This window comes from Urinicoccus timonensis (genome assembly GCF_900232945.1).
Taxonomy (GTDB): domain Bacteria; phylum Bacillota; class Clostridia; order Tissierellales; family Peptoniphilaceae; genus Urinicoccus; species Urinicoccus timonensis.
In genome coordinates this window covers 770,093-796,838 of the sequence record NZ_OCTU01000001.1, presented here as the reverse complement: position 1 = coordinate 796,838, position 26,746 = coordinate 770,093, and the positions used below count along the sequence as shown (strand labels likewise).

Annotated in this window: 20 protein-coding genes, 3 tRNA genes and 1 other annotated feature; of the genes, 21 read left to right on the top strand and 2 right to left on the bottom strand. The window is 46.7% G+C overall.

All coding sequences use genetic code 11. The annotated features are described in order from the left end of the window. Positions 1-100: 100 nt before the first annotated feature. Positions 101-1,381, top strand: coding sequence for an amidohydrolase (locus CS898_RS03610; RefSeq protein ID WP_099208128.1), 1,281 nt, complete (start codon positions 101-103; stop codon positions 1,379-1,381). On the opposite strand, the gene CS898_RS03605 is transcribed toward CS898_RS03610, so the two are convergent. Continuing rightward, on the bottom strand, positions 1,367-2,362 hold the full coding sequence (locus tag CS898_RS03605) for a P1 family peptidase (protein ID WP_009430814.1): 996 nt from the start codon (positions 2,360-2,362) through the stop codon (positions 1,367-1,369). The two genes, CS898_RS03610 and CS898_RS03605, sit on opposite strands and share 15 nt — an antisense overlap. 84 nt (positions 2,363-2,446) lie before the next feature. On the opposite strand from CS898_RS03605, the gene trpS reads away from it, so the two are divergent. The 7 genes from trpS (at position 2,447) to CS898_RS09815 (ending at position 13,073) form a co-directional block, all read left to right on the top strand. Then, entirely contained in the window at positions 2,447-3,436 is a 990-nt protein-coding gene (gene trpS / locus CS898_RS03600; RefSeq protein WP_009431795.1) for a tryptophan--tRNA ligase, read from the top strand. Positions 3,437-3,554: 118 nt separating this feature from the next. Then, positions 3,555-3,743 (top strand) — a binding site (T-box leader). Between the two features lie 39 nt (positions 3,744-3,782). Then, complete coding sequence (locus tag CS898_RS03595) at positions 3,783-6,422, top strand: valine--tRNA ligase (RefSeq protein ID WP_099208126.1); 2,640 nt, start codon at positions 3,783-3,785, stop codon at positions 6,420-6,422. Positions 6,423-6,475: 53 nt separating this feature from the next. Beyond that, entirely contained in the window at positions 6,476-7,003 is a 528-nt protein-coding gene (locus CS898_RS03590) for a hypothetical protein (RefSeq protein ID WP_099208125.1), read from the top strand. Between the two features lie 195 nt (positions 7,004-7,198). After that, positions 7,199-8,665: an MBOAT family O-acyltransferase gene (locus CS898_RS03585; protein WP_200807605.1), complete on the top strand. Its 1,467-nt coding sequence runs from the start codon at positions 7,199-7,201 to the stop codon at positions 8,663-8,665. Positions 8,666-8,676: 11 nt separating this feature from the next. Continuing rightward, positions 8,677-9,690: a hypothetical protein gene (locus CS898_RS03580; protein ID WP_099208124.1), complete on the top strand. Its 1,014-nt coding sequence runs from the start codon at positions 8,677-8,679 to the stop codon at positions 9,688-9,690. A gap of 9 nt (positions 9,691-9,699) precedes the next feature. After that, positions 9,700-10,428, top strand: a complete 729-nt coding sequence (srtB, locus tag CS898_RS03575; protein WP_009430306.1) for a class B sortase — start codon at positions 9,700-9,702, stop codon at positions 10,426-10,428. A gap of 239 nt (positions 10,429-10,667) precedes the next feature. Beyond that, on the top strand, positions 10,668-13,073 hold the full coding sequence (locus CS898_RS09815; protein WP_159459114.1) for a VaFE repeat-containing surface-anchored protein: 2,406 nt from the start codon (positions 10,668-10,670) through the stop codon (positions 13,071-13,073). A gap of 96 nt (positions 13,074-13,169) precedes the next feature. On the opposite strand, the gene CS898_RS03565 is transcribed toward CS898_RS09815, so the two are convergent. Then, complete coding sequence (locus CS898_RS03565) at positions 13,170-13,685, bottom strand: DUF4364 family protein (protein WP_009431674.1); 516 nt, start codon at positions 13,683-13,685, stop codon at positions 13,170-13,172. Between the two features lie 124 nt (positions 13,686-13,809). On the opposite strand from CS898_RS03565, the gene hpt reads away from it, so the two are divergent. From hpt to CS898_RS03500, 13 genes are all read left to right on the top strand, one after another. Next, positions 13,810-14,328: a hypoxanthine phosphoribosyltransferase gene (hpt, locus tag CS898_RS03560; RefSeq protein ID WP_099208123.1), complete on the top strand. Its 519-nt coding sequence runs from the start codon at positions 13,810-13,812 to the stop codon at positions 14,326-14,328. Then, positions 14,318-15,184: a CPBP family glutamic-type intramembrane protease gene (locus tag CS898_RS03555; protein WP_159459113.1), complete on the top strand. Its 867-nt coding sequence runs from the start codon at positions 14,318-14,320 to the stop codon at positions 15,182-15,184. Before hpt ends, CS898_RS03555 begins: the two co-directional genes overlap by 11 nt. 9 nt (positions 15,185-15,193) lie before the next feature. Then, on the top strand, positions 15,194-15,937 hold the full coding sequence (locus CS898_RS03550) for an SIR2 family NAD-dependent protein deacylase (protein ID WP_099208121.1): 744 nt from the start codon (positions 15,194-15,196) through the stop codon (positions 15,935-15,937). Continuing rightward, the gene (locus CS898_RS03545; RefSeq protein ID WP_099208120.1) at positions 15,934-16,662 is read left to right on the top strand and encodes a class I SAM-dependent DNA methyltransferase; all 729 of its coding nucleotides are present in this window, start codon (positions 15,934-15,936) and stop codon (positions 16,660-16,662) included. Before CS898_RS03550 ends, CS898_RS03545 begins: the two co-directional genes overlap by 4 nt. A 1-nt stretch (position 16,663) precedes the next feature. Continuing rightward, complete coding sequence (gene hslO / locus CS898_RS03540; RefSeq protein WP_099208119.1) at positions 16,664-17,560, top strand: Hsp33 family molecular chaperone HslO; 897 nt, start codon at positions 16,664-16,666, stop codon at positions 17,558-17,560. Positions 17,561-17,663: 103 nt separating this feature from the next. Next, positions 17,664-17,739: transfer RNA gene (locus CS898_RS03535), tRNA-Phe, on the top strand. A 49-nt stretch (positions 17,740-17,788) separates the two neighbouring features. Further along, a tRNA-Ser gene (locus tag CS898_RS03530) sits at positions 17,789-17,879 on the top strand. 11 nt (positions 17,880-17,890) lie between these two features. Then, a tRNA-Cys gene (locus CS898_RS03525) sits at positions 17,891-17,964 on the top strand. 113 nt (positions 17,965-18,077) lie between these two features. Continuing rightward, positions 18,078-19,100: a phenylalanine--tRNA ligase subunit alpha gene (gene pheS / locus CS898_RS03520; RefSeq protein ID WP_099208118.1), complete on the top strand. Its 1,023-nt coding sequence runs from the start codon at positions 18,078-18,080 to the stop codon at positions 19,098-19,100. Between the two features lie 13 nt (positions 19,101-19,113). Beyond that, positions 19,114-21,504 carry a phenylalanine--tRNA ligase subunit beta gene (gene pheT / locus CS898_RS03515; protein ID WP_099208117.1) on the top strand — a complete coding sequence of 797 codons (2,391 nt, stop codon included), beginning with the start codon at positions 19,114-19,116 and terminating at the stop codon, positions 21,502-21,504. A gap of 21 nt (positions 21,505-21,525) precedes the next feature. Next, entirely contained in the window at positions 21,526-22,074 is a 549-nt protein-coding gene (locus CS898_RS03510) for a cell division protein ZapA (RefSeq protein ID WP_099208116.1), read from the top strand. After that, positions 22,071-24,389 (top strand): peptidase U32 family protein, encoded by a 2,319-nt coding sequence (locus CS898_RS03505; protein ID WP_099208115.1) that lies wholly within the window; start codon positions 22,071-22,073, stop codon positions 24,387-24,389. Before CS898_RS03510 ends, CS898_RS03505 begins: the two co-directional genes overlap by 4 nt. Continuing rightward, entirely contained in the window at positions 24,386-26,746 is a 2,361-nt protein-coding gene (locus tag CS898_RS03500) for an endonuclease MutS2 (RefSeq protein WP_099208114.1), read from the top strand. Before CS898_RS03505 ends, CS898_RS03500 begins: the two co-directional genes overlap by 4 nt.

Here is a 26,746-nt window from a genome sequence, read left to right as displayed (position 1 = left end):
TGGGGTAAAGGGTTTAGGGAAATTTTTGCCAAAAAGACCGGAAAAATCTTTATGTAAAAGGCCCCATCTTTTGATATACTAGAAGAAAAGGGGGATGACTATGTCACTATTGATTAAAAATACACGCTTTTTAGATGTAATTGGAGAAAAAATCCAGGAGGATATGGACATCTATATTGAAGGAAGCCGGATTGCCAAGATTGGGAAAAATTTAGATATCCAGGCAGACGAGGTCTTGGACGGCCGGAGAAAATTAGTGACTCCGGGCTTTATCAACGGCCACACTCACCTGGGCATGAGCCTTTTACGGAACTATGCCGACGATTTGGAATTGCAAACTTGGTTGGAAGATGCTATTTGGCCTATTGAAGCCAAGTTGGACCGGGAGGACATCTACTGGGGGTCTCTCTTGTCTATGGCTGAAATGATCCGGTCTGGGGCCACTTGTTTTTGTGACCAATACTATGAAATGGACCGGGTGGGAGATGCCGCCTTGGAAATTGGGATGAGGGGTATCTTGACCCGGGGCTTGATTGAAGACGGGGATAAGGACTTGAAGTTGGACCAAACCCGGGCCCTTTATCAAAAATACCACAAAAAAGGCAATGGCCGTCTCCGGGTGGTGCCTTCCCCCCATGCCATCTACACCTGTGGCGAGGACTATTTAAAGGAAATTATTGACCTGGCCAAGGAAATGGACGGGGTCATTAACATCCACATGTCCGAAACCATCAAGGAAGTGGAAGACTGTAAACGGGACCACTACATGACCCCCATTCAATATATTGAATCTTTGGGCATGCTGGATCTCCATGTCATTGCGGCCCACTGTGTCCACATTACTGAGGAAGAGATGGACCTGGTAAAGAATCGACGCTTTTATCCCATCTACAACCCCTCCAGCAACCTAAAATTGGCTTCGGGCTTTACCCCGGTGCAAAAGATGCTGGACAAGGGGATTGTTATGGGGATTGGAACCGATGGAGATTCCTCCAACAACAATCAAAATATATTGGAAGAAATCCATATTGGATCCATTGTCAACAAGGCTGTCAACATGGACCCCAAGGCCCTACCGGCTATGGAAATCTTAAAGATGGCTACCATTAACGGGGCCAAGGCCCTGGGCTTGGAGGACCAAGTAGGGTCCATTGAAGAGGGCAAGGCGGCCGATTTAACCATCTTCAACTTAAATTCAGCCTCCTTTACCCCCAAGAACAACCTAATCTCCGCCCTTTGCTATTCGGCCCAGGCGGAAGATGTGGAATCAGTTTTAATTGATGGGGAATTTGTCTTAAGGGACCGTCAATTGACTAAGATTGACTATGACAATCTTTTAAAAACAGTCCAAGACCGGATGGACCAACTAGTCCGCCGCTAGGTCTGGTAGGGTGACTCCATGGTCCCGGGCCCGGTCCTTTAAGGACTGGAAGACCTTGCCTGAATAGGCCCTCTTGGACTGGTTGAGGTAGAGGCTCTTTAGGATGCTTTCCTCCACCACTTCCACAGTGGCTCGAAAGATGGGGTTTAGGTCTGGGTCTTGGATGGAAGGATTAGGGCAGGTGCTAAAGGCCAGGGCGAATTCTCCACTGCCGTGACCGCTAAAGGACCCGGTTCGGGCGATGCCGGATTGGACCCGTTTACAAAGGCGGAGGAGCTGGCGGGAATCCAAGGGAAGGTCTGTGGCCAGGATGGTGACAATGGATCCCTGGTCTTCCGTTTCCTCTTGGACCAGGTCAGGACCCAGCTTTTGACCCAGGATGCAAAGGTCTTGGGTAGAACCAAAATTGGCCAAAACCAAGGCTCCCAGGGTGTAGGTCTTCCCTTGGACTTCCAGGACCCGGGAAGCAGACCCGATGCCTCCCTTGAGGCCATAGCAAACCATGCCGGTTCCGGCTCCTAGGGATCCCTGGTCAAAATCTTCTCTGGCAGACCGGATGGCCTCCAGGGCATGGCCAGGCTCCAGAGCCATGAGGCGGATGTCATTGATATTCCCATCATTACACTCCAAAACCAGGGGGTTGATGGTGGTGGGACGGCCAATGCTTTGGTCCAAGTCTACCATGTAGTCCAAAAGTCCCCGACAGGCATCCCCAATGGATAGGGTGTTGGTTAAGAGGATGGGGGATTCAATTTCTCCCAGCTCCCGAACCTGGTCCAGGCCCAGGGGTTTGCCAAAGCCGTTGATCCGGTGGGCGGCGGCAATGAATTTATCCCGATAGGGGTTATCTCCTGGGGGCAGGATGGCTGTAATCCCGGTGTGGATTCCCCGGCCAGAATCTTCCAGGGTCAAGTGGCCTACCCGGACTCCCGGGACATCGCATAAGTTATTTTTCGGACCTTTTTTATAAAACCAATACATAGATTTCCTCCTTAAGTCTTTGTTTTTTATTGTAACATAGGGAGAATTCTTTTGTAAGAAATCAATCATTTGAAAGGAAGCAGTATGGATAAAAAAATCGTATATAGTGGGATTCAACCTTCAGGGAACCTAACCCTGGGAAATTATATAGGGGCCTTACGGAATTTTCCGCCCCTCCAAGAAGACTATGACTGTATTTATTGTATAGCCGACATGCACGCCATAACCGTCCCTCAAGAGCCCAAGGTCTTAAGGGCTCATAGTTTGGACATCCTGGCCCTCTACCTGGCCGTAGGGATTGACCCAGACAAGTCTACCATCTATATCCAGTCCCACGTTCCGGCTCATGTGGAATTAATGTGGCTCTTAAATACCATGACAGGCCTGGGTCAATTGCAAAGGATGACCCAGTTTAAGTCCAAGGCGGAAAAAACCAATGAAGTCAATGCCGGCCTCTTAAATTATCCTGTCCTCATGGCTTCAGACATCCTCCTATATGGAACCCACTATGTCCCAGTAGGAGATGACCAAAAGCAACATATTGAAATTACAAGAGACCTGGCAGAACGCTTCAACTCTCGCTATTCTGAAACCTTTGTCTTGCCAGAAATGCTCAAGGCCAAGGTGGGAGGTCGGGTTATGAGCCTCCAAGATCCTACAAAGAAGATGTCCAAGTCCGATGCGGATGAAAACTCCTTTATCTTGATTTTGGACCAAGACGATGTCATCCGTCGGAAGTTCAAACGGGCTGTGACGGATTCAGAAGGCCATATTGCCTACAATGACCAGCAAGCCGGGGTGAAAAACCTCCTGGATATTTATTCTGCTTGCTCCGGTCGGACCATTGAAGACCTTTTAAAGGACTATGATGGCAAGGGCTATGGAGTCTTAAAGGAAGACGTGGCGGAAGCTGTCATTGGAGAAATTGGACCCATTCGGGACCGCTTCCATGAAATTCGCAGCGACAAGGCCTACTTGGAAGAAGTCTACCGACAAGGGGCAGAAAAGGCCTCAAGACGGGCTAGTAAGATTTTACGGAAGGTCTACAAGAAAATGGGCTTTATCCCTCGTTAAGTCTTTAAAAATTTTGGACCCCACCCGGTTTGACAGGCCGGGCTGGGGTCTTTTTTCTTTTGGGGAAAGGGCCAGGAAGTTTCTTGACAGGCCGGGCCCCAGCTCTTATAATGAATGTATATACCGTATAAGAAAGAGGAGTAGCTGGTGGAAGCTTACAGAGAGTCAATGCTTGCTGGAAATTGACAGGGGAAGCCGGTGAAGGTTGCTTTTTGTTGGAAACCAAGGGTTTCGGGTGACTCCGTTATGGGTTAAAAGTGTCGTATAATTACGAAATTAAGGTGGTACCGCGTTCCTCGTCCTTTTGGATGGGGACTTTTTTTATGGATATATTGAGGAGGTCAGAGTGAAAGAATTAGCAAAAACATATGATCCCAAGGATTTTGAGGATCGAATTTATGGGGAGTGGATGGAGGACCATGCCTTTCATCCGGAAGTAGACCGGTCAAAGGAACCCTACACCATCGTCATGCCCCCACCAAATGTAACGGGAAATTTACACATGGGTCATGCCCTAAACAACACCATTCAAGATATTTTAATCCGCTTTAAACGTCTTAAGGGTTACCAAGCCCTCTTCCTGCCAGGGACAGACCATGCGTCCATTTCCACCGAAGCCAAGGTCGTGGAAAAACTTAAAAGCCAAGGCAAGTCCAAGGAAGACCTGGGCCGGGAAGAGTTTTTGAAGGAAGCCTGGGCCTGGACAGAAGAATATGGTGGTAATATCAAGAACCAGTTGAAGAAACTGGGAGTGTCCTGTGACTGGGACCGGGAGGCCTTTACCCTGGATGACAACCTATCCAAGGCCGTAGAAGAGGTCTTTATGGAACTCTATGAAAAGGACCTAATCTACCGGGGAGACCGGATCATCAACTGGTGTCCCCACTGCCATACAGCTATTTCTGATGCAGAAGTAGAGCATATTGAGCACGATGGAAAGATTTGGACCTTTAAATATCCCTTGACAGACGGGTCAGGTTATTTACAAATAGCCACTACTAGACCGGAAACCATTCCAGGCGACTTGGCTGTGGCTGTCAACCCAGAAGATGACCGTTATACAGACCTAGTGGGTAAGGCCATCCAACTGCCCTTTATGGACCGGGAAATTCCCATTATTGCTGACAGCTATGTAGAAATGGAATTTGGAACAGGGGCTGTAAAGATTACCCCCTCCCATGACCCCAACGACTTTGAAGTTGGAGCACGTCATGACCTGGGCCAATGTATTGTCATTGACCAAAAGGGTTATCTAAATGAAAATGCAGGGCCCTATGCTGGTCTGGAACGGTTTGAAGCCCGGAAGAAAATCGTAGAAGACTTTGATCAAAAGGGTCTTTTAGTCAAGGTTGACAACCACCACAATGCAGTGGGCCATTGCGAGCGTTGTAAGACTGTCATTGAACCATTGATTTCCAAGCAATGGTTTGTCAAGATGGAACCCCTGGCCAAGCCTGCTTTGGAAGCCTACCAAAAGGGAGACCTCCACTTTATTCCCGACCGTTTTGGAAAGATTTACAGCCATTGGTTGGAAAATATCCGGGACTGGTGTATTTCCCGTCAACTTTGGTGGGGCCACCAAATGCCTGTCTACTATTGCGACCATTGTGACCATGTAGAGGTTACGACAGAGGAAATTGACAAGTGCCCCGCTTGCGGCGGGTCAGTCCACCGGGATCCCGACACCCTGGATACCTGGTTCTCCTCAGCCCTTTGGCCCTTCTCCACCCTGGGATGGCCCAATAAGACCGAGGACCTGGACTATTTCTATCCCACCAATGTCCTGTGTACAGGTTATGACATTATCTTTTTCTGGGTGGTTCGGATGGTTTTCTCTGCCTTGGAACAAACCGGCCAATTGCCCTTTAAGGATGTCTTTTTAACGGGTCTGGTTCTGGATGAGCAAGGCCGGAAGATGTCCAAGTCCTTGGGCAATGGAATTGACCCCTTGGAAATTATCGACCAATATGGAGCAGATGCCCTGCGCTTTACCCTAATTACAGGAAATAGCCCTGGCAACGACATGCGGTTTTCCATTGACCGGGTGGAAGCCAACCGGAACTTTGCCAATAAGCTTTGGAACGCTTCTCGCTTTGTCTTTATGCACATGACTGACGACCTCTATGACCTAAAAGACATCAAAGACTTGCAGCTAGAGGACCGGTGGATTCTTTCCAAGGGCCAAAGAGTGGCCCGGGAAGTGGCAGAAAAATTAGACCACTATGACCTGGGACTGGCTGCAGATGCTGTTTTAAACTATATTTGGTCCGACTTCTGTGACTGGTATATTGAACTGGTAAAACCCCGTCTCTTTAGCCAAGATGCAGAAGATAAGAAAGTGGCTGTGAGCGTTTTGGCTGCTGTCTTAAAAGACATCCTCCGCCTGCTCCATCCCTTTATGCCCTTTATTACAGAAGAAATTTGGTCAAAGCTTCCTGACAGCCAAGACTTCTTAATGGTCAACCATTGGCCAGAAGAAGACGACAGTTACCTGGATCCTGAGGCAGAAGACAAGTTGGAAAGAGTCCAAGAAGCCATTCGGGCCATCCGGAATGCCCGGGCAGAAATGAACATTGCCCCCAACAAAAAATCCAAGACCCTCCTTTACAGCCAAGACGCCAAGGCTAAAGAAGCCTTGGAAGGGACTGAAGGATTTTTCAAAACCCAAGGCTTCTCCACAGGTTTTGAATGGATTGAAAATCCCAAAGACCTGGAAGGAGACCACCTATCTGTTGTATCCCAAGGGGTAGAATACTACATGCCCTTGGAAGACCTGGTAGACTATGAAAAAGAACTTCAAAGATTGAAGAAAGAATTGGGCACAGCCGAGTCCGAACTGGACCGGGTGGTGAAAAAATTAGCCAACCAAGGCTTTGTAAGTAAAGCACCCGAAGCTCTAGTAGCCAAGGAAAGAGAAAAAGAAGGGCAATTTAAGACCCAAATCGACCAATTGAAAAAACGGATTGAGAGCATTGAAAATCGCTAAAAAGAACCTATCCTAAGACAAGGGCATAGAGCCCTTTTGAAAGGAGTCAAGCCATGGCCAGCTACAAAAAGACCTTACTAAGTAAACTTTTCCTAGTCTTGGTCTTATCCGTATTTTTGCTAAGTGCTTGTAGTCATAAAAATGAGCTAGCTTCCGGGGAAGGCCTAGACTTTCCCCTGGATGACAAGGGCTATCCCAAAAATAATCTAGCCTTGGTGAATAGTAAGACCTACCCCATGGACCTAGCAGGGGGAGTCCACACAGGCTCTGAAATAGAGGTAAAAATAGACAAGGGAAGGGAAGACCTTGAAATTAGTCTTCCCCAGTACCTCCCTATAAATACCTGGAGTCTTGAGGAAGGGACTTATCTGGACCTAACTTCCTATAGCAAGATAGCCTATCCCATAAAGAAAGAAAATATGTTGGAAGGGCTATCGCCAAATGTGCAAAATTTCAAGATCCAGCTGCCAGAGGGGGAAGGGACAGACCTAGTCTTTAAGTGGGCCAATGTCAATGAAGCCGACAAGCTCTTTAAGGACAAAGAGGAAGATTATCTCTTGAAGATCATCCTGTTAGACTAAAAAATAAGTTAAAAAAGCGATTAGGGACAAAAAATTCCTAGTCGCTTTTTTTAAAAAGACTTGTCTCTTTCACCAGGATCATTGGCTAGAATTTTTAAAAAAGTAAGGGGCAAAAGCCATGGTCCTTCTGCAAATATCTTTTGAAATCTCTTTCGTGATATACTATGATAGAAGTAAAGATTTCAGGGAGGACCTATGCTTTTTAATTCCATTTCTTATTTGCTTTTCTTTCCCCTGGTGGTGGTTTTTTACTTCCTCTTGCCAGGAAAACTAAAAAAATCTTTTTTGCTGGCAGCAAGTTTATTTTTCTATTCTTGCTGGAATGTAAAATACACCCTCCTGATGGTCCTATCGATTTTGGTGACTTATGCCACAGGACTCTTACTGGATAAGAGTCAGGATGAGACCCGGAGGAAGGTCTTTGTCTTTTTTTGTTTTCTCATTAACCTGGGGATTTTATTTCTTTTTAAATATGCAAACTTTGCCATCCAGAGCCTAAACTTTTTTGCTGGGGTCTTCCACATGAGTCCCTTAAAGAGGACAGTGGACTTTCTCTTGCCTGTGGGGATTTCTTTTTACACCTTCCAGGCCCTGGGCTATACACTAGATGTCTACCGGAGAGAACTGCCGGCAGAGAAAAACCTCATCCAATACGGTCTTTTTGTGTCCTTTTTCCCCCAATTGGTGGCGGGGCCCATTGAGCGGTCTGTAAACCTCTTGCCCCAACTAAAAAGGGGTGGGACCTTTGCCTATGAAAACCTGGTCTTAGGAGGTCTGGACCTGGTCTGGGGCTATTTTCTTAAATTAGTCCTGGCTGACCGGGTGGCGATTTTTGTCAACGAGGTCTTTGGCAACCTGGAAAGTTTTTCGGGCTTTAGCCTCTTGATGGGGGCGGTCTTTTTTACCCTACAAATCTATTGCGATTTTTATTCCTACTCCCTTATAGCCAAGGGGTCGGCCAAGATCCTGGGTATTGACCTGATGGACAACTTTAAGGAGCCTCTTTTGTCCAAGTCCGTTGTGGAATTTTGGCGGCGTTGGCATATTTCTCTCTCCAGCTGGTTTAGGGACTATCTCTACATCCCCTTGGGAGGTAGCCGGGTGAGCTTGGGAAGGAACCTGGTCAATATCCTCATTGTCTTTGGAGTTTCGGGCCTTTGGCACGGGGCAGAGATGAGCTTTGTTCTATGGGGGCTCATCCATGGATTTTTTAACAGCTTGGAGGTTTGGTTGAAAAAGACAAGGGCTGGAAGAAAGAGCCAGATAGAAGGGGGATCTTTCATCCTGTCGGGTCTCAAAAGGATTTATACTTTTTCCATTGTCGTCCTGGCCTTTGTTTTTTTCAGGGCAGATAATATCTCCCAGGGCCTGGCCTATATTGGTCAATTTTTCCGGGCCCATTGGGGAGTCCGGACCTGGCTTGGGGAAGTTTCTGCCAGTCAATTGGGCATGACGGGACTCTATCCCATCCTAGGGAGCTTGCTGGTCTTGACCCTGGTGGATGGAATCAAGTACCGGAGCTATCCTTTGAGAGAATCTTTGGCCAAGGGGCCCTTTGTCCTACGCTGGGTCCTGGTCTTGCTCTTAATCGTGGCCACCTTGATTTTCGGGGTCTATGGCCCGGGATATTCGGAATCTCAATTTATTTATTTTCAATTTTAGGAGTTGTTGTCATGGGGAAAAAATGTCTTAGGGCAGGGCAGGTCTTGGTCTTCCTGGTTCTGGTCCTCTGGACCCTATCCCAGTTAAATCAAATTTTTATTCGTAAGTCTTTGGATAAGCCCTGGGATATGTCCAATAAAATCGGGGGTTTTTACAATAGCCAAGAGGACTATGACCTGTATTTTCTAGGGACCAGTCACAGCTATTGTTCCTTTTCGCCCCTGGAAATTTATAGGGAAACAGGCCTCAAGTCCTATGTCTTGGCCAGCCAGCAGCAGCCCCTGGATGTAACCTACTATTACATGAAGGATGCTGTGAAAAAACACAAGCCCCAGGCAATTGTCCTGGATATTTTTGCCTGTCTTCTCCAGGAAGATTCGGAGGATCCGGGGATTGTCCATTCCTATAGTGACGACATGCCCATGAGCTTAAACAAGCTGGAGATGGTCTACCGGGTAGTTCCCAAGGATATGAAGGCCCAGGTGGTTTTTCCTCTGATTAAGTACCATGACCGCTGGCCTGACCTGGAAGAGAGAGACTACCAGGTCAAGTACCGGGACTACCATGACCCCTACCGGGGCTATGTGGCCTTGGAGGGGCAAAGTCAAAAGTTTAAGACAGACCTGGAGGGGGGCTTAAGGGGCAAAATTGCTACAAAAGTCTCCCCTGAAAACAAGGAAACCCTCTTAAGAATTGGGAACTATTGTGCAAAGAGGGGGATTGACCTGGTTTTGGTCAAGACGCCCACCTTTGAAGACCAAAGCTATGCAAAAGCCTTGGATGATTTGGAAAAATTTATGCAAGTACAGGGCATGGACTACATCAACTACAACCTAGAAAAAGAAGCCATGGGCCTGTCTGTCCAAGACTACTATGACGGCTACCATATGAACCAACAGGGGGTTGACAAGTTTAGCAAGACCCTGGTCCGGGACCTAGAAAAGTTTGTAGACCTTAAAAAGGACCAGGATCAAGACCCTGATTGGGTCCGGGACCTGGCCTTGCTTGAGAAAAACAAAGGATAGAAAAAAGATATGAAAGATAAAACAAGAAAGCTTATACAAGTTATTTTACTTTTGATTTTGGTCTTTAGCCTTTATAAGATCGGGGCCTACTACAAGGCCGGTCGGTCCTATGACCAGGGGGTCCAAAAGATTCAAGCCCAGGTCCAGGACCAGGAAAGGGAGGAGAAGACTCCCAACCAGTCCCTGGACCAAAAGTCCCGGGAAAAAATCCTGGCCCTGGAAAAGACTTATCCTGACATCCAAGCCTGGATCTCTCTGGATCAAACCGAGATCAACTATCCTGTGGTCCAAGGAAAGGACAACGACTACTACCTCTACCACAGCTATGAAAAAGAATCCAATCCCTTTGGAGCCATCTTCATGGACTACCGCAACCAGGTCGACTTTTCCGACCAAAACACCATCATCTATGGCCACAATGCCAAGAGGGGAGGCTGCTTCAAGGACCTCCACCAATACGAAGACCCTGACTTTGTCAGCCAGGCCCCCTATATAGAAATTGATAGCCTGGTGGGCCACAAGCGCTATGAAATTTTTGCTGTCTACAAGGCAGACCCCATGGACCCCTTCCGTCATACCAGCTACCAAGGCCAGGACCTGGAAAACTTTCGGGCCTATGTCCAAAAAAGAAACATTCTCAAAAAACCCCTGCCGGAAAAGCTGGACCACTTTATTACCCTCCAAACCTGCTCTCCAGGAGATAGGCGTCTAGTAATCCAGGCAGTAGAAGTGAAGTAGATAGGAAACTCCCCTAGGGGAGTTTTTTCTATTTATAGAGTAGGTTTAAAAAATTAAAAACAAGGATTTTTAAGAAAACCTAATCAGTGGGAAATTTAAGGGGGAAGTTAAAAGGATATTGAATATTTCTTGTCTATAGTCTATAATATACATAGACTTTATATTAAATAATTATTTAATATAAAGGAAAACAATTTCTGACCATGGGTCATTGAATTCCAAGAAAGGAGAGAAGAAAGATGAAGTTGAAATTCGGAAGAATTCTTTTACTTTCTCTTTTTTTATTTCTGCTTCCCTTTAGTGTCTTTGCTAGATCTTCCCCCAAAGAAGAAACTATAGCACAAAAAAATGACACAGTAGTAGAGGAAAAAGCACCAGTGGAAAAAGAGCTGGCAAAAGAAACTGAGGCTTCAAACCCTGTAAACATCAGAAAAATTGAGGGGGGGGGTACTACAGAAGAGCCTGTAGATAAGCCCCAAGAAAAAGAAGCCCAAGAAGAAATTACCCAAACGAAAACGACAACAAAGGCAGAAACAGTAGCTAGAGAAGAAACAGAAAAACCTCTAGAAAAAATAGAGGAGGGTTCCAAAGAAATAGAAAAACCTGAAGTAGGAGACCCCCTTGTTTCTGATTCCGTCACAGGAGGAGGAAGCGGATGTGGAGGCGGATCTAGCGGCGGCAGTGGAAGTGGCTATGTTTCTACTTATGAAGGAGGCACCATTATCATTGAAAAGGTGGATGAGAATGGAAAGCCTATGGGAGTTGCCTTTAAGGTAACCAACCTAGAAACTGGAGAAACCCATATTGTCGTTACCAATAAAGAAGGGAAAAGTGGAGAGATCCATTTGGCGCCAGGTACTTTTTTACCTCCTCCAAACGGTGACTTCGAACAACTAAGTAGAGAAGAAATAGAAAAACTTATTCAACTCATTGAAGAGAAGGGCTTCCCTGTAGAAAATGAAAAAGACAGTAAGAACCCAGATATCTTTAAAAAAGAAGGCAAAGGAGGACCTGTAGAACCTCCGATTCCACCAGGAGGTAATCCAATTCCACCAGAAGGTGACGGGGGGATTCCAGTAGATCCTGAAGAGCCCGAAGAGCCTAAAGGGGAAGTCAATCAAAATGATAAATATGTAGTGGAAAAAGATGATAAATATGTAGTGGAAAAAGATGATAAATATGAAGTAAAAGGCCTGTATAAATATGAAGATTTGACTCCTGGAGGGGTTGTGAAATTTAAAAAAAGATACAACTCTCAAAAGAAAGGCACCATAAGACTTGTTGTGAATTATGGGCGCCCACTTCCTCCCAGCAAACCACCTGTTGATGGACAAATACCACCGCCTCAACCTCAATATGAAAAGACAGAGACCTATACCTATGAGGATAAAACATTTGAGGATTATAACAAAATTGACCACAGGAAGGTAGCACAATTTGCCATAGCTAGATTGGCTATCCTAGTAAAGGAAGGTAAAGTAAAGCCAGAAGACCTTAACAACGTTAACTGGTCCCTTGTTTTTGAAGACAAGAGGGCGATTTATAAGTTCGAGGAATTAAGAACAGACACCAATAAAAACTACAGCTTAAAGACTTTTTATATTCAAGATTCACAAAATGGACCTATTTTAATGGGAGATAGCGAGGATAAAATCGATACTCCAGCTACTCGCTTGGAATACCCTAAGCTTCCCGAAGGTCCAATTGCTCCTGACAACCCACAACCACAACCAAACCCAGATACTGATGTCGATGTTGTACCGCCTAAAGCAGACTTAGATGTTTCTGGACCTAAAGAGGATACTACAGGACCTGACGTAGATATTTCTGGACCAATGATTCCAGCACCTGTTCGTGGTGGAAGCTCTGGCGGTGGAGGTGGCGGTTCTAGCGTTGGAGGATCTGGTTCTGGAAAAGGAGTACCGATTATAACACGACCTACCTTTATTTTTAAAGTGACCAACGAAAAGTTTGTATTCGAAACCTTGGCTACAAACAAGGAAACAGGAGAAAAAACCGTTAAACGTGGAACTTCTACTACAGTAGAGGATAAAATTACGTTTGATAAACTAAGCCAAAAAAAAGCATACAAATTTGTGGGGAAACTGATCCATAAGAAAACTGGCCAAGTAGTGAAAACAGTTGAATATGAAACAGGAAAACTTGCCAAAGCAGATGGAGAAGCAAGGTTAGAATTCACTTTTGATTCTAGTAAGTATGCAGTTGGCGATGAATTTGTTATTGTATATGACATCTATGAAGATGGACAATTGGCTGGAGATGAAAAAGACCTAGATAACAAAGCACAATCCTTTACCATAAAGGATAAGACAACACCTCCACCCAAGGAAGAGACACCTCCACCAAAAGAGGAAACTCCTCCACCCAAGGAAGAGACTCCTCCACCAAAAGAGGAAACTCCTCCACCCAAGGAAGAGACTCCTCCGCCAAAAGAGGAAACTCCTCCACCCAAGGAAGAGACTCCTCCGCCAAAAGAGGAAACTCCTCCACCCAAGGTGCCTGAAAAATTAACGAAAAGGCCACCCTTTGAAGCACCTAAGACTTTTGATCCAGGAATTGGATTTAGCTTAATGAGTGCAATTACTAGTGGCATGGCCCTTACTTTCTTAAAGAAAAGAAGATAAATTGAAGTAAAATAAGCCTCCGAATGAAAAGTTTGGAGGCTTATTTCTTTGATAAGCCAGCAGAAGTCCAATAAAAAAACTCCCTCAAGGGGAGTTTTATTTTTGTAGGGATTTTAGGACGTCTTGGTAGACCTGGGCTGGGCTTTTCTTAAAGGTTTCCATCATTTTTTCCCCTTCTTCCACAGAAGAAACGGTAAGCTCGATGTTTAAAATAGGAGCCTGGTGTTCAATAATCTGTAGGACAATGTTGTAGGTGCCGTTGGAATTTGGGTAGAGGTTGGTTAGGATGGAATTTTCCTGTTGGACCCGGACCTTGGCATCTTCTAGGAGGCTGTCCAGGGTTTGGGTGGTTTCCTGGCTCAAGCTTTCCAAAAATAAGTGGAAGGCCTCGTCTCCGGCCTGGGAGGGATAGAGGAGGTTGTTTTGGCTATAGATTAGCCCCACTTGGACCAACTCTAGGCTGTATTGGTTGACCAGGAAGTAGTTCATCAGGCCATGGGAAAGGACGAAGTCCACCAGGCTTGTTTTTGTGAATTTTCCCGGGAGTTTATGAATAATGTATAGTAGAATTAACTTTTGATTGAGTAAGTTTGACCATGCCTTGGTATCCATTGTTCACCTCTTTTTCCTATAGTATACCAGGTCTGGAGAAAAGATGGTAGTTGTCTGGAAATAAAATTGGGTAAAGGGCCCATCCATGGTATAATAGGGATAAGTTTTAAGAAGGAGGACCTAGATGGCAAAAGAACGTGTACTCATTAGTCGTGAAGAACTAAGAGAAAGAATAGAAGACTTAGGAAGACAAATCACCCAGGACTACCAGGGCAAGGACCTGGTCTGTATTGGACTACTTAGGGGAGGATTTATTTTTCTAGCAGACTTGATTCGGGAAATTCCCCTGGAAATGGATGTGGATTTTATGAGGACGGCTTCCTATGGACACGGGGAAGAATCTTCCGGAATTGTGGAAATTTTAGACCGTCACAAGGTGGATATCCGGGGCAAGGAGGTCCTCTTGGTGGACGATATTATTGATTCCGGCCGGACCATTTCCACTGTTGTAGACCTCTTGAAAAAGGAAGAACCTGCCAGCATCAAGACTTGTCTGATGTTGGACAAGCCTTCTAGGAGGGAAGTGGATTTTACTCCGGACTATGTGGCTTTTGAGATTCCTGATGTCTTTATTGTAGGTTGTGGCCTAAACTATGGGGATTACTGCCGGAACATTCCCTACATCTATACCTATGACGATTAAGAAGTTACCCCTGGGCCTTTTTCAATTGGGCCTGTGTATTTTTTATTTAATTTTTTACTATTTTACCCAGGCTATTGATTCCTGGGCCATGGTGGGCTTGACCCTGATGGAGCTGGTCCTCTTGATTATTGGGGGAAGTATTTACTTGGCTTGTGGGGGACCGGGCCAGCTGGGTCACCGCTATCAAAAACAGGACCTGGCCCTTGCCCTCTTGGTTCCACTTTTAATCTACCCCATCCTTCTCTTGTGTAACGGTTTGTTTTTAAGTCTCTTAAGTAAGTTTATTGACCTGGAGGATGCTTCGGCAGGCTTTGTGGGCAATGGCATGGGACTTTCGGTTTACTTTTTTTATGGTCTCCTACCGGCTATTTGTGAAGAGGCCTTTTTCCGGGGTGGGCTTTTTTCCTACTACCGACAATTTGACGAAAGATACAGTTTGTGGATGACTAGCCTTCTTTTTGCCCTCTTTCATTTCCACATTCAAAATTTTGTGGTGCCCTTTTTACTGGGCCTGGGTCTGGGGCTTTTAGTCTTACGGACCGGTAAGGTCATGTATGCCATGATTGGCCATTTTGTAGCAAATACGGCGGGGATCCTCTTTCGCCGGAGCCTATCGACAGAAAATATTGCCTGGCTCAGGTCCTTGGGCCTGGTCCAAGCCATAGGGTCCTTTGAAAAAACTCTGATTCTTGTCTTGGTCTTGGCCAGTATTCTGTCTATGGTGGTTTTAAAGCTTTGGCTGGGGCGCCAGATTAGGACGGAAAGAGTCGTGGGAAGGGGAAACCGGGAGGTCCTCCTCTTTGGGTCTCTTCCCCTGTTAGTGGTTGTGGTCTTTTATTGTGTAAAAGTTTTTTAGGAGGAAAAGATGGAATACCAAGAAGCTGCAAATTTAATTCTACAAGCAAAAAATATGTATGCTTTAACGGGAGCAGGGATTTCAACGGAATCTGGCATTCCGGACTTCCGGTCAGATAGGGGATATTACAAGGAGTTTGACGGGGCGACAGCCCTTTCCAGAGATGTCCTTTTAGGGGATCCAGACCGTTTTTACCACGAGGGTTTTGTCATGCTCAAGGATCTTTTTGCTAAAAAACCCAATGCCGGCCACAAGGCCCTGAAAAAAATGGAAGACCTGGGCTATTTAAAGGGAATCATCACCCAAAACATTGACAACCTCCATAGCCTGGCTGGGTCCAAAAAGGTCTATGAGGTCCATGGTCATACCCGGACAGTCCACTGTATGTCCTGTAGCAAGACCTACCCCTTCCAAGACTATGTGGACTTGGTTACTGTGGAGGAGGAAATTCCACCCCGCTGTCCAGCTTGCCAGGGAGTATTAAGGCCGGATGTGGTCATGTTTGGTGATATGATGCCCCAAGACTTTCAGGATGCCTATGGGGCCATGGAGACTTGCGACCTGCTCTTGGTGGCAGGATCTTCCCTGGTGGTGGCTCCTGTAAGCTATCTACCAGGTATGGCTAAGAAGTTGATTATCATCAACAAGGAAGCAACTCCCTATGACCACAAGGCCGATGTGGTTATCCATGAGGGGATTGGCCAAGCTCTGACAAAAATCTTAAGCCTGGTGGAAGAAGGAGCTGGCCAGTGACCTATGAGTATTTAGCCTCTGTCTATGACGATTTAATGACAGACTACGACTATGATGCCTGCCTGGCCTGGTTAGAGGCCCAGGAGCCAGGCTATAGGAATATCTTGGAAATGGCCTGTGGCACAGGGACCTTGACGGAGAAATTGGCCAAAAAGGGACCGGTGACGGCTTTTGATGGATCTGAGGCCATGTTGGAATGGGCCCAGAAAAAGATTGGCTACAATCCCAGGGTCCGGCTCTTGCACCAAGACCTAGCTTCCTTTCAATTGCCGGAAAGCTATGACACCATTGTCTGCTTTTGCGACAGCCTAAACTACCTCTTGGACCCCCAAGACCTGGAGGCCTGTTTTAGCCGGGTGGCTCAGGTTTTAAGTCCGGGAGGGACCTTTTACTTTGACGTCAACACTTCCTACAAGTACCAACAAATGGGGACAAACTTATTTATGCAAGAAAGTCCTGGGGCCCTGGCCCTTTGGCAAAATAATTATTCTAAAGAAGATAAAATAAATGACTACAACCTGACCATCTTTCGGGAGACTTCTGACCAGGAGGACCTCTACCAACGCTTTGATGAAATTCACAAGCAAAGGGCCTACGATCAAGAAGACTTGGAAGTCCTCTTAAAGGACCTGGGTTTTAAGGACTTGGCCTTTTACCATGGCTATAGCCAGACCCCGGCAGGACCTCAAACCCAAAGACTAGTGGTCAGGGCAAAAAGGAGATAGAATGGAAAATAAATTAGTTCGAGGAATCAATGGAAATAAAACCATAAAAGTTGCAGCGGTCTATGCTCCAGAGGTGGTGGAAGAGGCAAGAAGGATCCACCAAACCACCCCAACGGCGACAGCAGCCTTGGGTCGGACCCTAATGGCAGGCCTTATGATGGCTGCTGGTATGAAAAACCAAAAGGATGCCCTTACCATCCACATTGATGGAGACGGTCCCTTGGGAAAAATCCTGGTAACAGGGAAAAATGATGGTCAGATCAAGGGCTATGTCCAAAATCCCCAAGCTGACCACGACCTCAAGGCCAATGGGAAATTGGATGTGTCGGGTATTGTAGGATCCCAAGGGGTCATGACAGTGGTCATGGACCTGGGTCTCAAGGAACCCTATGTGGGGCGAGTTTCTCTCTTGTCGGGAGAAATTGCCGATGATTTTGCCAACTACTTTGTCCAATCTGACCAAGTTCCCTCGGCTGTGGCTCTGGGAGTCCTAGTGGAAAAGGACCGGACGGTAAAAACTGCCGGAGGCTTTATTGTGCAAATGATGCCGGGAGTTGCAGACCAAGAAATGGACCAGGTGGAAGAAGCGGTGAAAAAAATTGGGTCTGTAACAGACTACTTTAAGACTGGCAAGGGACCAGAAGACTTGATTCGGGACCTTTTAGAGGGGCAAGATCCAGAAATTTTAGAAAGTCGCCCCATTGCCTATGTTTGTGATTGCTCCAAGGAAAAGGTGGAGGACTCCCTCTTGTCCCTGGGTCACAAGGAATTGGAAGAAATCCAAGACCAAGACGGCCAAGCTGAAATCACCTGTTATTTTTGCAATGAAGCCTACCACTTTGATGGGGAAGATTTAGACCGACTGATTAAAAAATCCAAAGACCTTGATAAGGAATAGGGTCCTTGGGCCCTTTTCCCCTTACGGGGGGAAGTTTTAAAAATCAACTTGACTTTTTGTTTACAATCCGTTAAGATAGTAAAAGTAACGAGTGGGAATACTGGCCCAGATAGCTCAGTCGGTAGAGCAGTGGACTGAAAATCCACGTGTCGCTGGTTCGATTCCGGCTCTGGGCACCAACTTTACTATTGAGTATCGCCAGACATGTCATTCTTTGATCCAATAAATGGAGGGGTATCGAAGTGGTCATAACGAGGCGGTCTCGAAAACCGTTCGGGTCTTCGGGCCCACGTGGGTTCAAATCCCACCCTCTCCGCCAAAATTTAATAGGGCGACATAGCCAAGTGGTAAGGCACGGGTCTGCAACACCCTCATCCCCAGTTCAAGTCTGGGTGTCGCCTCCAAAATGAAAAGCCTTCCGGGAATCCGGAGGGCTTTTTAGCTTGCTTTCATTGAAAGAAAGCCACTTAAATGGTATAATAAAAGAATTGAAATTACTTAATTAAAGGGGAGAATCATGAGAGAAAAACTGGAATTGATCGAAAAGGAATCTTTGGACCAAATTGCAAATTGCCAGTCCTTAGAAGCATTAGATAAAATACGGGTGGCCACCCTGGGTAAAAAAGGCCAACTAACAGGGATTTTAAAGGGCATGGGAAAGCTCAGCCCGGAAGAAAGACCCAAGATGGGAGCCTTGGCCAATGAAGTGCGGGCTCGAATAGAAGAGGCCCTGACTGGAAAAAAAGAAAAGTTGGAAGATGACCAATTAAACCAACAACTGGACAAGGAATGGATTGACATCAGCTTGGATAAAAAGCAAGCCCGTCGAGGCCACATCCACCCCTTGAGTCAAACCAAGGAAGAGCTGGAAGACCTCTTTGTTCAAATGGGCTTTATTGTCTATGAAGGACCTGAAATTGAGTCTGTTGCCAACAACTTTGACGCCTTAAATGCTCCGATGAGCCATCCTTCTCGAGATAAGACAGATACTTTTTATATCGATGATACCACCCTTTTAAGGACCCAAACCTCTCCGGTTCAAATTCGGGCCATGAAGGAATTGGGGGCTCCACTTAGGATGGTTTGTAGTGGACGAGTTTTTCGTCCTGACGATGTAGACGACACACACAGCCCCATGTTCCACCAATTGGAAGGCCTGGTCGTGGATGAAAAAGTTTCTATGGCCAACCTCATCCATACCCTGGATGTCTTTATCCATGAAATGTTCGGCCAAGACATGCAAACTCGCTACCGTCCCCACTACTTCCCCTTTACGGAACCAAGTACTGAAGTGGACGTAACCTGCCATGCCTGCCATGGAGCTGGTTGTAAGGCCTGCCATGGAACTGGCTGGTCCATGGAACTTTTAGGGGCCGGTATGGTTCATCCCAATGTTTTAAGAAACTGTGGCATTGACCCTGAAAAATATTCCGGCTTTGCCTTTGGAATGGGGATTGACCGGATTGCCATGGTCAAATATGGAATTTCCGACATCCGCCTACTCTTTGACAACGATGAACGTTTCTTGAATCAATTTTAGGAGGTCCTAGCCAATGTATTTACCAATTGCTTGGTTGAAGCAATATTGCCCAATCAATAAAGATATAAAAGAACTTGCTGACGAAATTACCCTGACAGGATCCCATGTGGAATCCATCTTAAAAACTGGTCAAGATATTGACCGGGTTGTAGTAGGGAAGATTTTGTCTATTGAAAAGCACCCCGATGCCGACAAGCTTGTGGTTTGTCAGGTAGATGTGGGTCAAGAAGAAATCCAAATTGTAACAGGAGCCCCCAATGTCTTTGAAGGGGCCTACCTGCCTGTAGCCCTGGACAAGTCCAGCCTGGCTGGGGGAGAAAAAATCAAGAAATCAAAACTTAGAGGAGTCCTATCCCAAGGAATGTTTTGTTCCTACCAAGAATTGGGCTACGATGTCTCTGTGATTCCCATGGCTTTTCGAGATGGGGTCTTGATTTTAGATGAGTCCATAGAAGTGGGCCGTCCCATCCAAGAAGTATTGGACATGGACCAGGCTGTCTTGGAACTAGAGATTACCCCCAACCGGCCTGACTGCTTAAGCGTTTTGGGAATGGCTCGGGAAACAGCTGCAACCTTTGACCTGGACCTAAATCTCCCTGAGTTGGAGGTTGAAGAAGATGAAAAGTCCATCCAAGACTTTGCCCAAGGGATTGATATTCAAAGTCCGGATTGTCACCGTTATTATTCCAGGGTTCTTTATGATGTAAAAATCCAACCCTCTCCCCAATGGATGCAAAATGCCCTGATGCAAAGTGGCGTTCGGCCCATTAATAATATCGTAGACCTGACCAACTTTGTCATGTTGGAATTGGGTCAACCCCTTCATGCTTTTGACCTAGACAAGGTCAAGGACAAGAAAATCATTGTCCGAAACGGACGGGAAGGGGAAGTTCTGACAACCCTGGACAAGCAAGAAAGAAGGGTCAATGAAAAAGACATCCTGATTTGCGACGGCCAAGAAGCCATTGGTTTAGCGGGAGTTATGGGGGGCTTGGATAGTGAAGTAACAGAGTCCACCAAGACCATCCTTTTGGAAGGGGCCCTTTTTGACGCCTACACTGTTCGTCAAACTTCCAAAAAGTTTGCCTTGAGAACAGAAGCTTCTACCCGCTTTGAAAAGGGGATGGATCCCAACTCTTGCAAGGAAGCTGTAGACCGTCTTTGCGTCCTGGCCAAGGACCTGGGAGCTGCCAAGGTGGCCAAGGGATTCTATGACCAAAAGACAAAAGACTTCCCGGAAAAGACCATCCACTTGCGCCAAGAAAAGGCCAATGACCTTTTGGGAACCGACCTTAGCCTGGACCAAATGGCCCACTACTTAAAAGGCTTGGGTATCGAAACGAAAGAAAGTCCAGAAGGACTTGAGGCCAAGATTCCATCCTTCCGCCAAGACTTAACCATTGAAGAAGACTTGGTTGAAGAAGTGGGACGGCTTTTTGGTTTCCACAATATTACCCCCCAACCCCTTAAGGGAAAATTAACCAGAGGGGGCAAGCCAGCCAGTCGGAACCTGGAAGCCAAGCTGAAGGAAGTCCTGGCTGCCCTGGGCTACAACGAATGGATGACTTTTTCCTTTATGAGCCCCAAGGCCTATGACCGCCTCAACCTGGCAGAAGATTCCCCCCTACGTAAAAATGTAGAGCTCCTGGACCCACTAGGAGAAGAATATTCTGTTATGAGGACCACTCTTTTGGCGGACACCCTGGAAGTTTTGTCCAAAAATATGAACCGGAAAAATCCAGAAGCCTTTGGTTATGAGTTTGGCAATACCTTTAGTCTGGACCAAGACCAAGACCACCTGCCAACAGAACACAAGAGACTGTCCATTGGTTTTTACGGGGACCAAGATTTTTATTTCTTAAAGCACACCATCCAAAGACTCTTTGACCGGGCTGGCATTGGGGAAATCACCCTGAAGAGGGCCAGCCAAGGCTATCTCCATCCGGGTCGGAGTGCAGAAATTTTTGTAGACGGCCAATCCTATGGTTTCTTTGGAGAAGTCCACCCTCGAGTTTTAGGCAACTTCAAGATGAAGAAGAGGGCCTATGTGGCCGAAGTGGACTTCCAAAAGATGGTGGAAGCAGAAAAGACGGCCATCCTCTACCAAGATCCTGGAAAATATCCCAGCATCGGTCGAGACCTGGCCTTTATCCTAGATGAAAAAACAGAAATTGGCCAAGTCAAGGCCATTGTCTTGGAAGAAGGGGGAGACCTTCTAGACCATTTTGAAGTCTTTGACATCTACCGAGGAGACTCCATTGACCAAGACAAGAAAAGTGTGGCCTTTAACATGCAGTTCAAGAGCAAGGACCATACGCTGAAGGATGAAGAAATCAACCCAAGTGTTGAAAGCATGATTCAAAGAATCCAAGAAGAACTCAAGGGTCAATTAAGAGACCAATAAAAATGGAATGGGGGAATTCTCATGGACCGGATAAAAGTTGATATTGATGGAATGAACTTCTATGTTGTTGGAAGTGATGACCAAGAAAAAATTCAAAAAATGGCTGGGGAGTTGACCCAAAAAATTCAGGAAACAGCCAAGGCCAACTATCGTTTAAACCAAGTGCAAGGTCTAGTCCTAACGGCCCTGAACCTCTTAAACGACCTCCACCAGGCCCAAGAAAATTTAGATGATCTGGCTTCTGAAAATCCTGAAAATGAAAAAATTCAAAAGTCCCAAGAGGAAAACCAGGCCCTGAAAAAACAGGAACAAAAGTTGCTGGAAGAAAAAAGAAGTCTCGACCAAAAGGTCCAAGACCTGACCCAAAAGAAAAAAGACCTGGAAGGACAAGTAAAAGACCTCAAGAGTCATTTAGACCTGGCCAAGAGGGACTTGAAGTCTGCCCAAGACCAAGTGGCTCTTTTTGACCAAAAGGAAAAGGCCTATGAGGACAAGGTCTACCAAGACCAATTGACCATTGTGGACCTGCAAAAAGAACTGTCCCTTTTAAAGGGGAGTGAAGAAGAGTGAAGCAAGTAGAAGTCTTAGCTCCGGCAGGTTCCGTGGAGGCCTTTAAGGCGGCCTTGTCCTACGGGGCCCAGGCCATCTACCTGGGAGAAAAAAAGTTTTCAGCCCGGGCCCATGCCCAAAACTTTAGTCTGGAGGAAGTCCAGGAGGCAGTGAGACTGGCCCATCTACAGGGGACCAAGGTCCACGTAACCCTAAACACTCTCTTGGCAGACCAAGAGTTGATGGAGGCTGTGGAAACGGCGAAAAAATTAGCAAAAATCGGAGTGGATGCATTGATTGTACAAGACCTGGGCTTGATACGGATGCTTCGCTCCGTTTTGCCCTATATGGACCTTCATGGGTCAACCCAAATGACCATCCACAATGTCCAAGGGGCCAAGCTTTGTAAGGACCTGGGCCTGACCCGGGTGGTCCTGAGTCGGGAGACCCCCTTTGAAGAAATTAAACGGATCAAGGATATGGTGGATATTGAAGTGGAGGTCTTCGTCCATGGGGCTCTTTGTGTTTGCTATTCAGGCCAGTGCACCATGTCTTCTTATATTGGTGGTCGGTCAGGAAACCGAGGAGACTGTGCCCAGCCCTGCCGGAAACAATACCAAATTATCCGGGGCAAGGAGCTGTTAAAGTCCGGCTATCTTTTAAGTCCCAAAGACCTTTGGACCCTGGACCAAATCCAAGACCTGGTGGATTTGGGAGTGGATTCCTTTAAGATTGAGGGGAGGATGAAAAAGCCCTCCTATGTAGCCTATGTCACGGAAATGATTAGCAAGGCCTGCCAGGGCCAGCGGGACTGGGACCTGGAGCTAAGGGCTCGAGAGACCTTTAACCGGGGCTTTACCCGGGGGCGGACCTTCGGGGCCTTTGGCCAAGACTTTATTACCCAGGGCCATGGGAAAAACAAGGGGATCTACCTGGGACAGGTGGATGCCAAGGACCCGGGTCTGGTTCAGCTCCAAGAGGGGCTAAGAGAAGGAGACGGGATATCCTACCTGGACCAGGAAGGTTTTTTAAGGGGCTTTGAAGTAGCCCAAGACCTTCCGCCGGGACAATCTCATTTGACCTTTCCCTATCCGGCCAAGAAGGGATCGGACATCTACCGGACCTTTAATAGCCACCTGGCTAACTTTCAACTAAGAGACTTGGAAAAAACTGGCCTAAGGGGGCGGCTAAGCCTTAAAAAGGGTCAACCTGTATCTCTAGACCTGGATAAGCCCATAAAAGTTTCCATCCAGGGAGCCCTGGTGGAAGAAGCCCAGAAACGAGGTTTGGACCAAGACCGAGTCCGGAGTCAAATGGATAAGTTGGGGGATACTCCCTTTTACTGGGAAGACCTAGACTTGGACTTAGACCCTAATTGCTTCCTATCCATTAAAGACTTAAATGCCCTGAGAAGGGATTTGGTGGAAGAAATTTTTCGGTCCTACCAAGGGGGAGAGGACCGGCTCGGAAAGCTGCCTCCCTTGAGACTGGAAGGACCAGTGGAGGGCAAACGGACCCTCTATATTGAAAACCAGGAAATTGCAAGGGGTCTAAAGAGACAAGACCTGGAAGCTATGGACCGGATTATGACAAGAGACCTGGACCTCATTGAAGACCTCCAGGGTCCGGGCCGGGAAGTCTACTATGTCTTGCCTCCTATTGTGGATTATGACCTGGGTCAAGAAGAAAAACAAAGAGCCCTGGACCTCTATAGGCAGGGAAAGATTGTGGGAGTAGAGGCTACCAGCCTTTGGCCCTTTGCCTATCAAAAAGATTTGAGTCCCATGAAAATCCATGCTGGCATGGGAACGGGAGCCTTTAATAGCCAAAGCATATCCATGCTCCGGGACCTGGGAGCCAGTTCTATCGACATTTCCTATGAGGCAACCTACAAGCAAGCCCAGGTCATGGCCAGGAATTGTGGTGGAGACTTGTCCACCCTCTATTATGGATTTTTAACAGGGATGATTACGGACCATTGTCCAAACTCCCTGGTTAAGGGGTGTAAGGATTCCAGCCAGTGTGAGACCTGCTCACTCAATGGGGTCTTTGCCCTAAGAGACGAAAGAAATATGGACTTTCCCTTTCGGAGACAGGGGAAGATTACAAGAATTTACAACAGTCTCCCCTTGTATTTGGACGGGAAAAAGAAAAACTACCTGGAGGAGAAGATTGGCTTGAGGATTGATGCTCAATTTTCCTCGGAACCCATTTCAAAAATTATCCAAAGCCTAGACCACAGGGATGTGGATTGTAAGAAAATCTTAAAAGAAAGCTTTAATGGTTGGACCTATGGTCACTACCAAAGGGGTATTTTAAGGAAGGATTCTCTATGAACCAACGTGTTTTAGACATTTTAGAATTTCAAAAAATTAAGGACAAGCTGGCTAGTTTTGCTGCTTCTGAACCCGGCAAGGCCCGGGCTAGGGAAATTACACCTTCTTACCATGAAGCCAAGGTGGAAAGAGGCCTGGCAGAAACCCAAGAAGCCGTCCAAGTCCTAACCAAAAGGTCTCGACCCGCCCTGGTGGGGATTCGGGACCAGGAAAAAGACTTTAAGCGTCTGGCCCTGGGAGGAACCCTGACCATTGAACAAATCGTCTACCTGGGAGATAGCCTTAGAGGAGTCCAATATCTGAAGGATTATTTTTCTGAGGAGGCGCCACCAGCCCTGATGGGGGCCTTGGTGGACAAGCTAACCCCCCTAAGGGGACTAAGGGAAAGAATTGAACGGACCTTTGAATCGGACCAGGAAGTTTCAGACCAAGCTAGTCCGGCCCTGGCCCAAATCCGCCAGAGCATGGTTCAAAAGAAAGAGGAGGTCCGCCGGAAACTCAATTCCTTCGTAACAGGAGATAGTCAAAAGTACCTCCAAGACAACCTGGTGACCATCCGGGCTGGCCGCTATGTTATCCCGGTTAAGCAGGAAAATAAGTCTTCCATCAAGGGGTTAATCCATGACACCTCCTCTTCAGGGGCCACTGTCTTTATTGAGCCCCTGGCTGTGGTGGAATTAAACAACCAACTTAGGGAATTGGAGAACAAGGAAAGACAAGAAATCCATCGAATCCTTCAAGAATTATCTGACCAATTGGCAGAAAACTTACCGGCCTTAAAACAAAATAACTATGCCATGGTGGAATTGGACTTTATCTTTGCCAAGGGACGATTGGCCTTGGAAGAAAAGGCCATCAAGCCCAGGATTAGCCAGGAAAAGAAACTCAAGATTGACCAGGGCCGCCACCCCCTCCTGGACCCCGGGAAGGTGGTTCCCATTGACCTGGACCTAGGTTATGAATTTAAGTCTCTGATTATTACTGGCCCCAACACGGGAGGAAAGACGGTCAGCCTAAAGACTACAGGACTCTTAATCCTCATGGCCCAAGCAGGTCTTTTTGTGCCAGCAGGGCCCAATACCGTAATCCCCTTGGTCCATGAAATCTATGCAGATATTGGAGATGAGCAGAGTATTGAGCAGAACCTGTCTACTTTTTCTTCCCATATGGTCAACATCGTAGACATCCTGTCCAAGATTACAGACCAGGACCTGGTCCTCTTTGACGAACTGGGAGCTGGAACAGATCCTACAGAAGGGGCCGCCTTGGCCATGACCATTATTGACAAAATGAGGGAGCGGGGGATCTTAACCATGGCCACCACCCACTACAACCAGCTCAAGGTCTATGCTCTAGAAACCCCCGGCGTGGCCAATGCTGGCATGGAATTTGACCTGGAGACCCTGAGTCCCACCTATCGTTTGCGGATTGGAACACCGGGCAAGTCCAATGCCTTTGAAATTTCTAGACGTCTGGGCCTGGGTGAAGACTATATCCAGGCAGCCAAGTCCTTTATCCATTCAGATTCCTTGAAATTTGAAGATGTCCTAGAGGGACTGGAAAGAGAGCGACAAGACCTGAGTCGGAAAAATCAGGCAGAAGAAGCCAAGCAAAGAGAAATTGAGGCCCTAAAGGCCAGGCTCCAAAGGGAAGTAGAGAAGTCTGAAAGACAAAGAGACCGGATTCTAGACCAGGCCAATGAAAAGGCAGAAAAGATTTTAAGGGAAGCCAAAGAACAGGCAGACCTGGCCCTTTTAGAATTAAAGGACATCCAAGCCTCTGTGGCCAGCCAGGAGGAAAAAAGACTCCAACAAACCCGAAACTATCTTGGGGAAAACCTAAGAAGCCTTTCCAAGAAGAACAAAAAGGGCTTGGTCATTGAAAAGGTAGCCCGGCCCATTGAAGATGTTAAGGTTGGAGATACGGTCTTTTCCAAGAGCCTGCAACAAAAGGGACAGGTCCTGGAACTGCCAGATAAACAGGGAAATGTCCTGGTTCAATTGGGCATCTTAAAGATGTCCCTTCCCGTGAATTCCTTGACCTATGCAGAAAGCCAAGAAGAAGCCAGGGGAAGGGTTCAAACCAAGTCCATGATCTCCAAAAAATCCAAGAACTTTAAGACTGAATTGGACCTTAGGGGACAAACTTTTGAAGAAGCCAAGAGCCAGTTGGAAAAATATATTGACGATGCCTACCTTTCTGGGATGTCTTCGGTGCGAATCATCCATGGAAAGGGAACAGGTGCCTTAAGGGAAAAGGTACGAAACTTTTTACAGCACTACCAACCTGTTAAGAAGATTGAAGACGCAAAAATGAACGAAGGTGGCTATGGGGTCACCATTGCATACTTAAATTAA

What these genes read in the sequence shown, in the direction of transcription:
- CS898_RS03610 (WP_099208128.1), top strand. Translation starts at nt 101, where the DNA reads ATGTCACTATTGATTAAAAATACACGCTTTTTAGATGTAATTGGAGAA.
- CS898_RS03605 (WP_009430814.1), bottom strand. Translation starts at nt 2,362, where the DNA reads ATGTATTGGTTTTATAAAAAAGGTCCGAAAAATAACTTATGCGATGTC.
- trpS (WP_009431795.1), top strand. Translation starts at nt 2,447, where the DNA reads ATGGATAAAAAAATCGTATATAGTGGGATTCAACCTTCAGGGAACCTA.
- CS898_RS03590 (WP_099208125.1), top strand. Translation starts at nt 6,476, where the DNA reads ATGGCCAGCTACAAAAAGACCTTACTAAGTAAACTTTTCCTAGTCTTG.
- CS898_RS03585 (WP_200807605.1), top strand. Translation starts at nt 7,199, where the DNA reads ATGCTTTTTAATTCCATTTCTTATTTGCTTTTCTTTCCCCTGGTGGTG.
- CS898_RS03580 (WP_099208124.1), top strand. Translation starts at nt 8,677, where the DNA reads ATGGGGAAAAAATGTCTTAGGGCAGGGCAGGTCTTGGTCTTCCTGGTT.
- srtB (WP_009430306.1), top strand. Translation starts at nt 9,700, where the DNA reads ATGAAAGATAAAACAAGAAAGCTTATACAAGTTATTTTACTTTTGATT.
- CS898_RS09815 (WP_159459114.1), top strand. Translation starts at nt 10,668, where the DNA reads ATGAAGTTGAAATTCGGAAGAATTCTTTTACTTTCTCTTTTTTTATTT.
- CS898_RS03565 (WP_009431674.1), bottom strand. Translation starts at nt 13,685, where the DNA reads ATGGATACCAAGGCATGGTCAAACTTACTCAATCAAAAGTTAATTCTA.
- hpt (WP_099208123.1), top strand. Translation starts at nt 13,810, where the DNA reads ATGGCAAAAGAACGTGTACTCATTAGTCGTGAAGAACTAAGAGAAAGA.
- CS898_RS03555 (WP_159459113.1), top strand. Translation starts at nt 14,318, where the DNA reads ATGACGATTAAGAAGTTACCCCTGGGCCTTTTTCAATTGGGCCTGTGT.
- CS898_RS03550 (WP_099208121.1), top strand. Translation starts at nt 15,194, where the DNA reads ATGGAATACCAAGAAGCTGCAAATTTAATTCTACAAGCAAAAAATATG.
- hslO (WP_099208119.1), top strand. Translation starts at nt 16,664, where the DNA reads ATGGAAAATAAATTAGTTCGAGGAATCAATGGAAATAAAACCATAAAA.
- pheS (WP_099208118.1), top strand. Translation starts at nt 18,078, where the DNA reads ATGAGAGAAAAACTGGAATTGATCGAAAAGGAATCTTTGGACCAAATT.
- pheT (WP_099208117.1), top strand. Translation starts at nt 19,114, where the DNA reads ATGTATTTACCAATTGCTTGGTTGAAGCAATATTGCCCAATCAATAAA.
- CS898_RS03510 (WP_099208116.1), top strand. Translation starts at nt 21,526, where the DNA reads ATGGACCGGATAAAAGTTGATATTGATGGAATGAACTTCTATGTTGTT.
- CS898_RS03500 (WP_099208114.1), top strand. Translation starts at nt 24,386, where the DNA reads ATGAACCAACGTGTTTTAGACATTTTAGAATTTCAAAAAATTAAGGAC.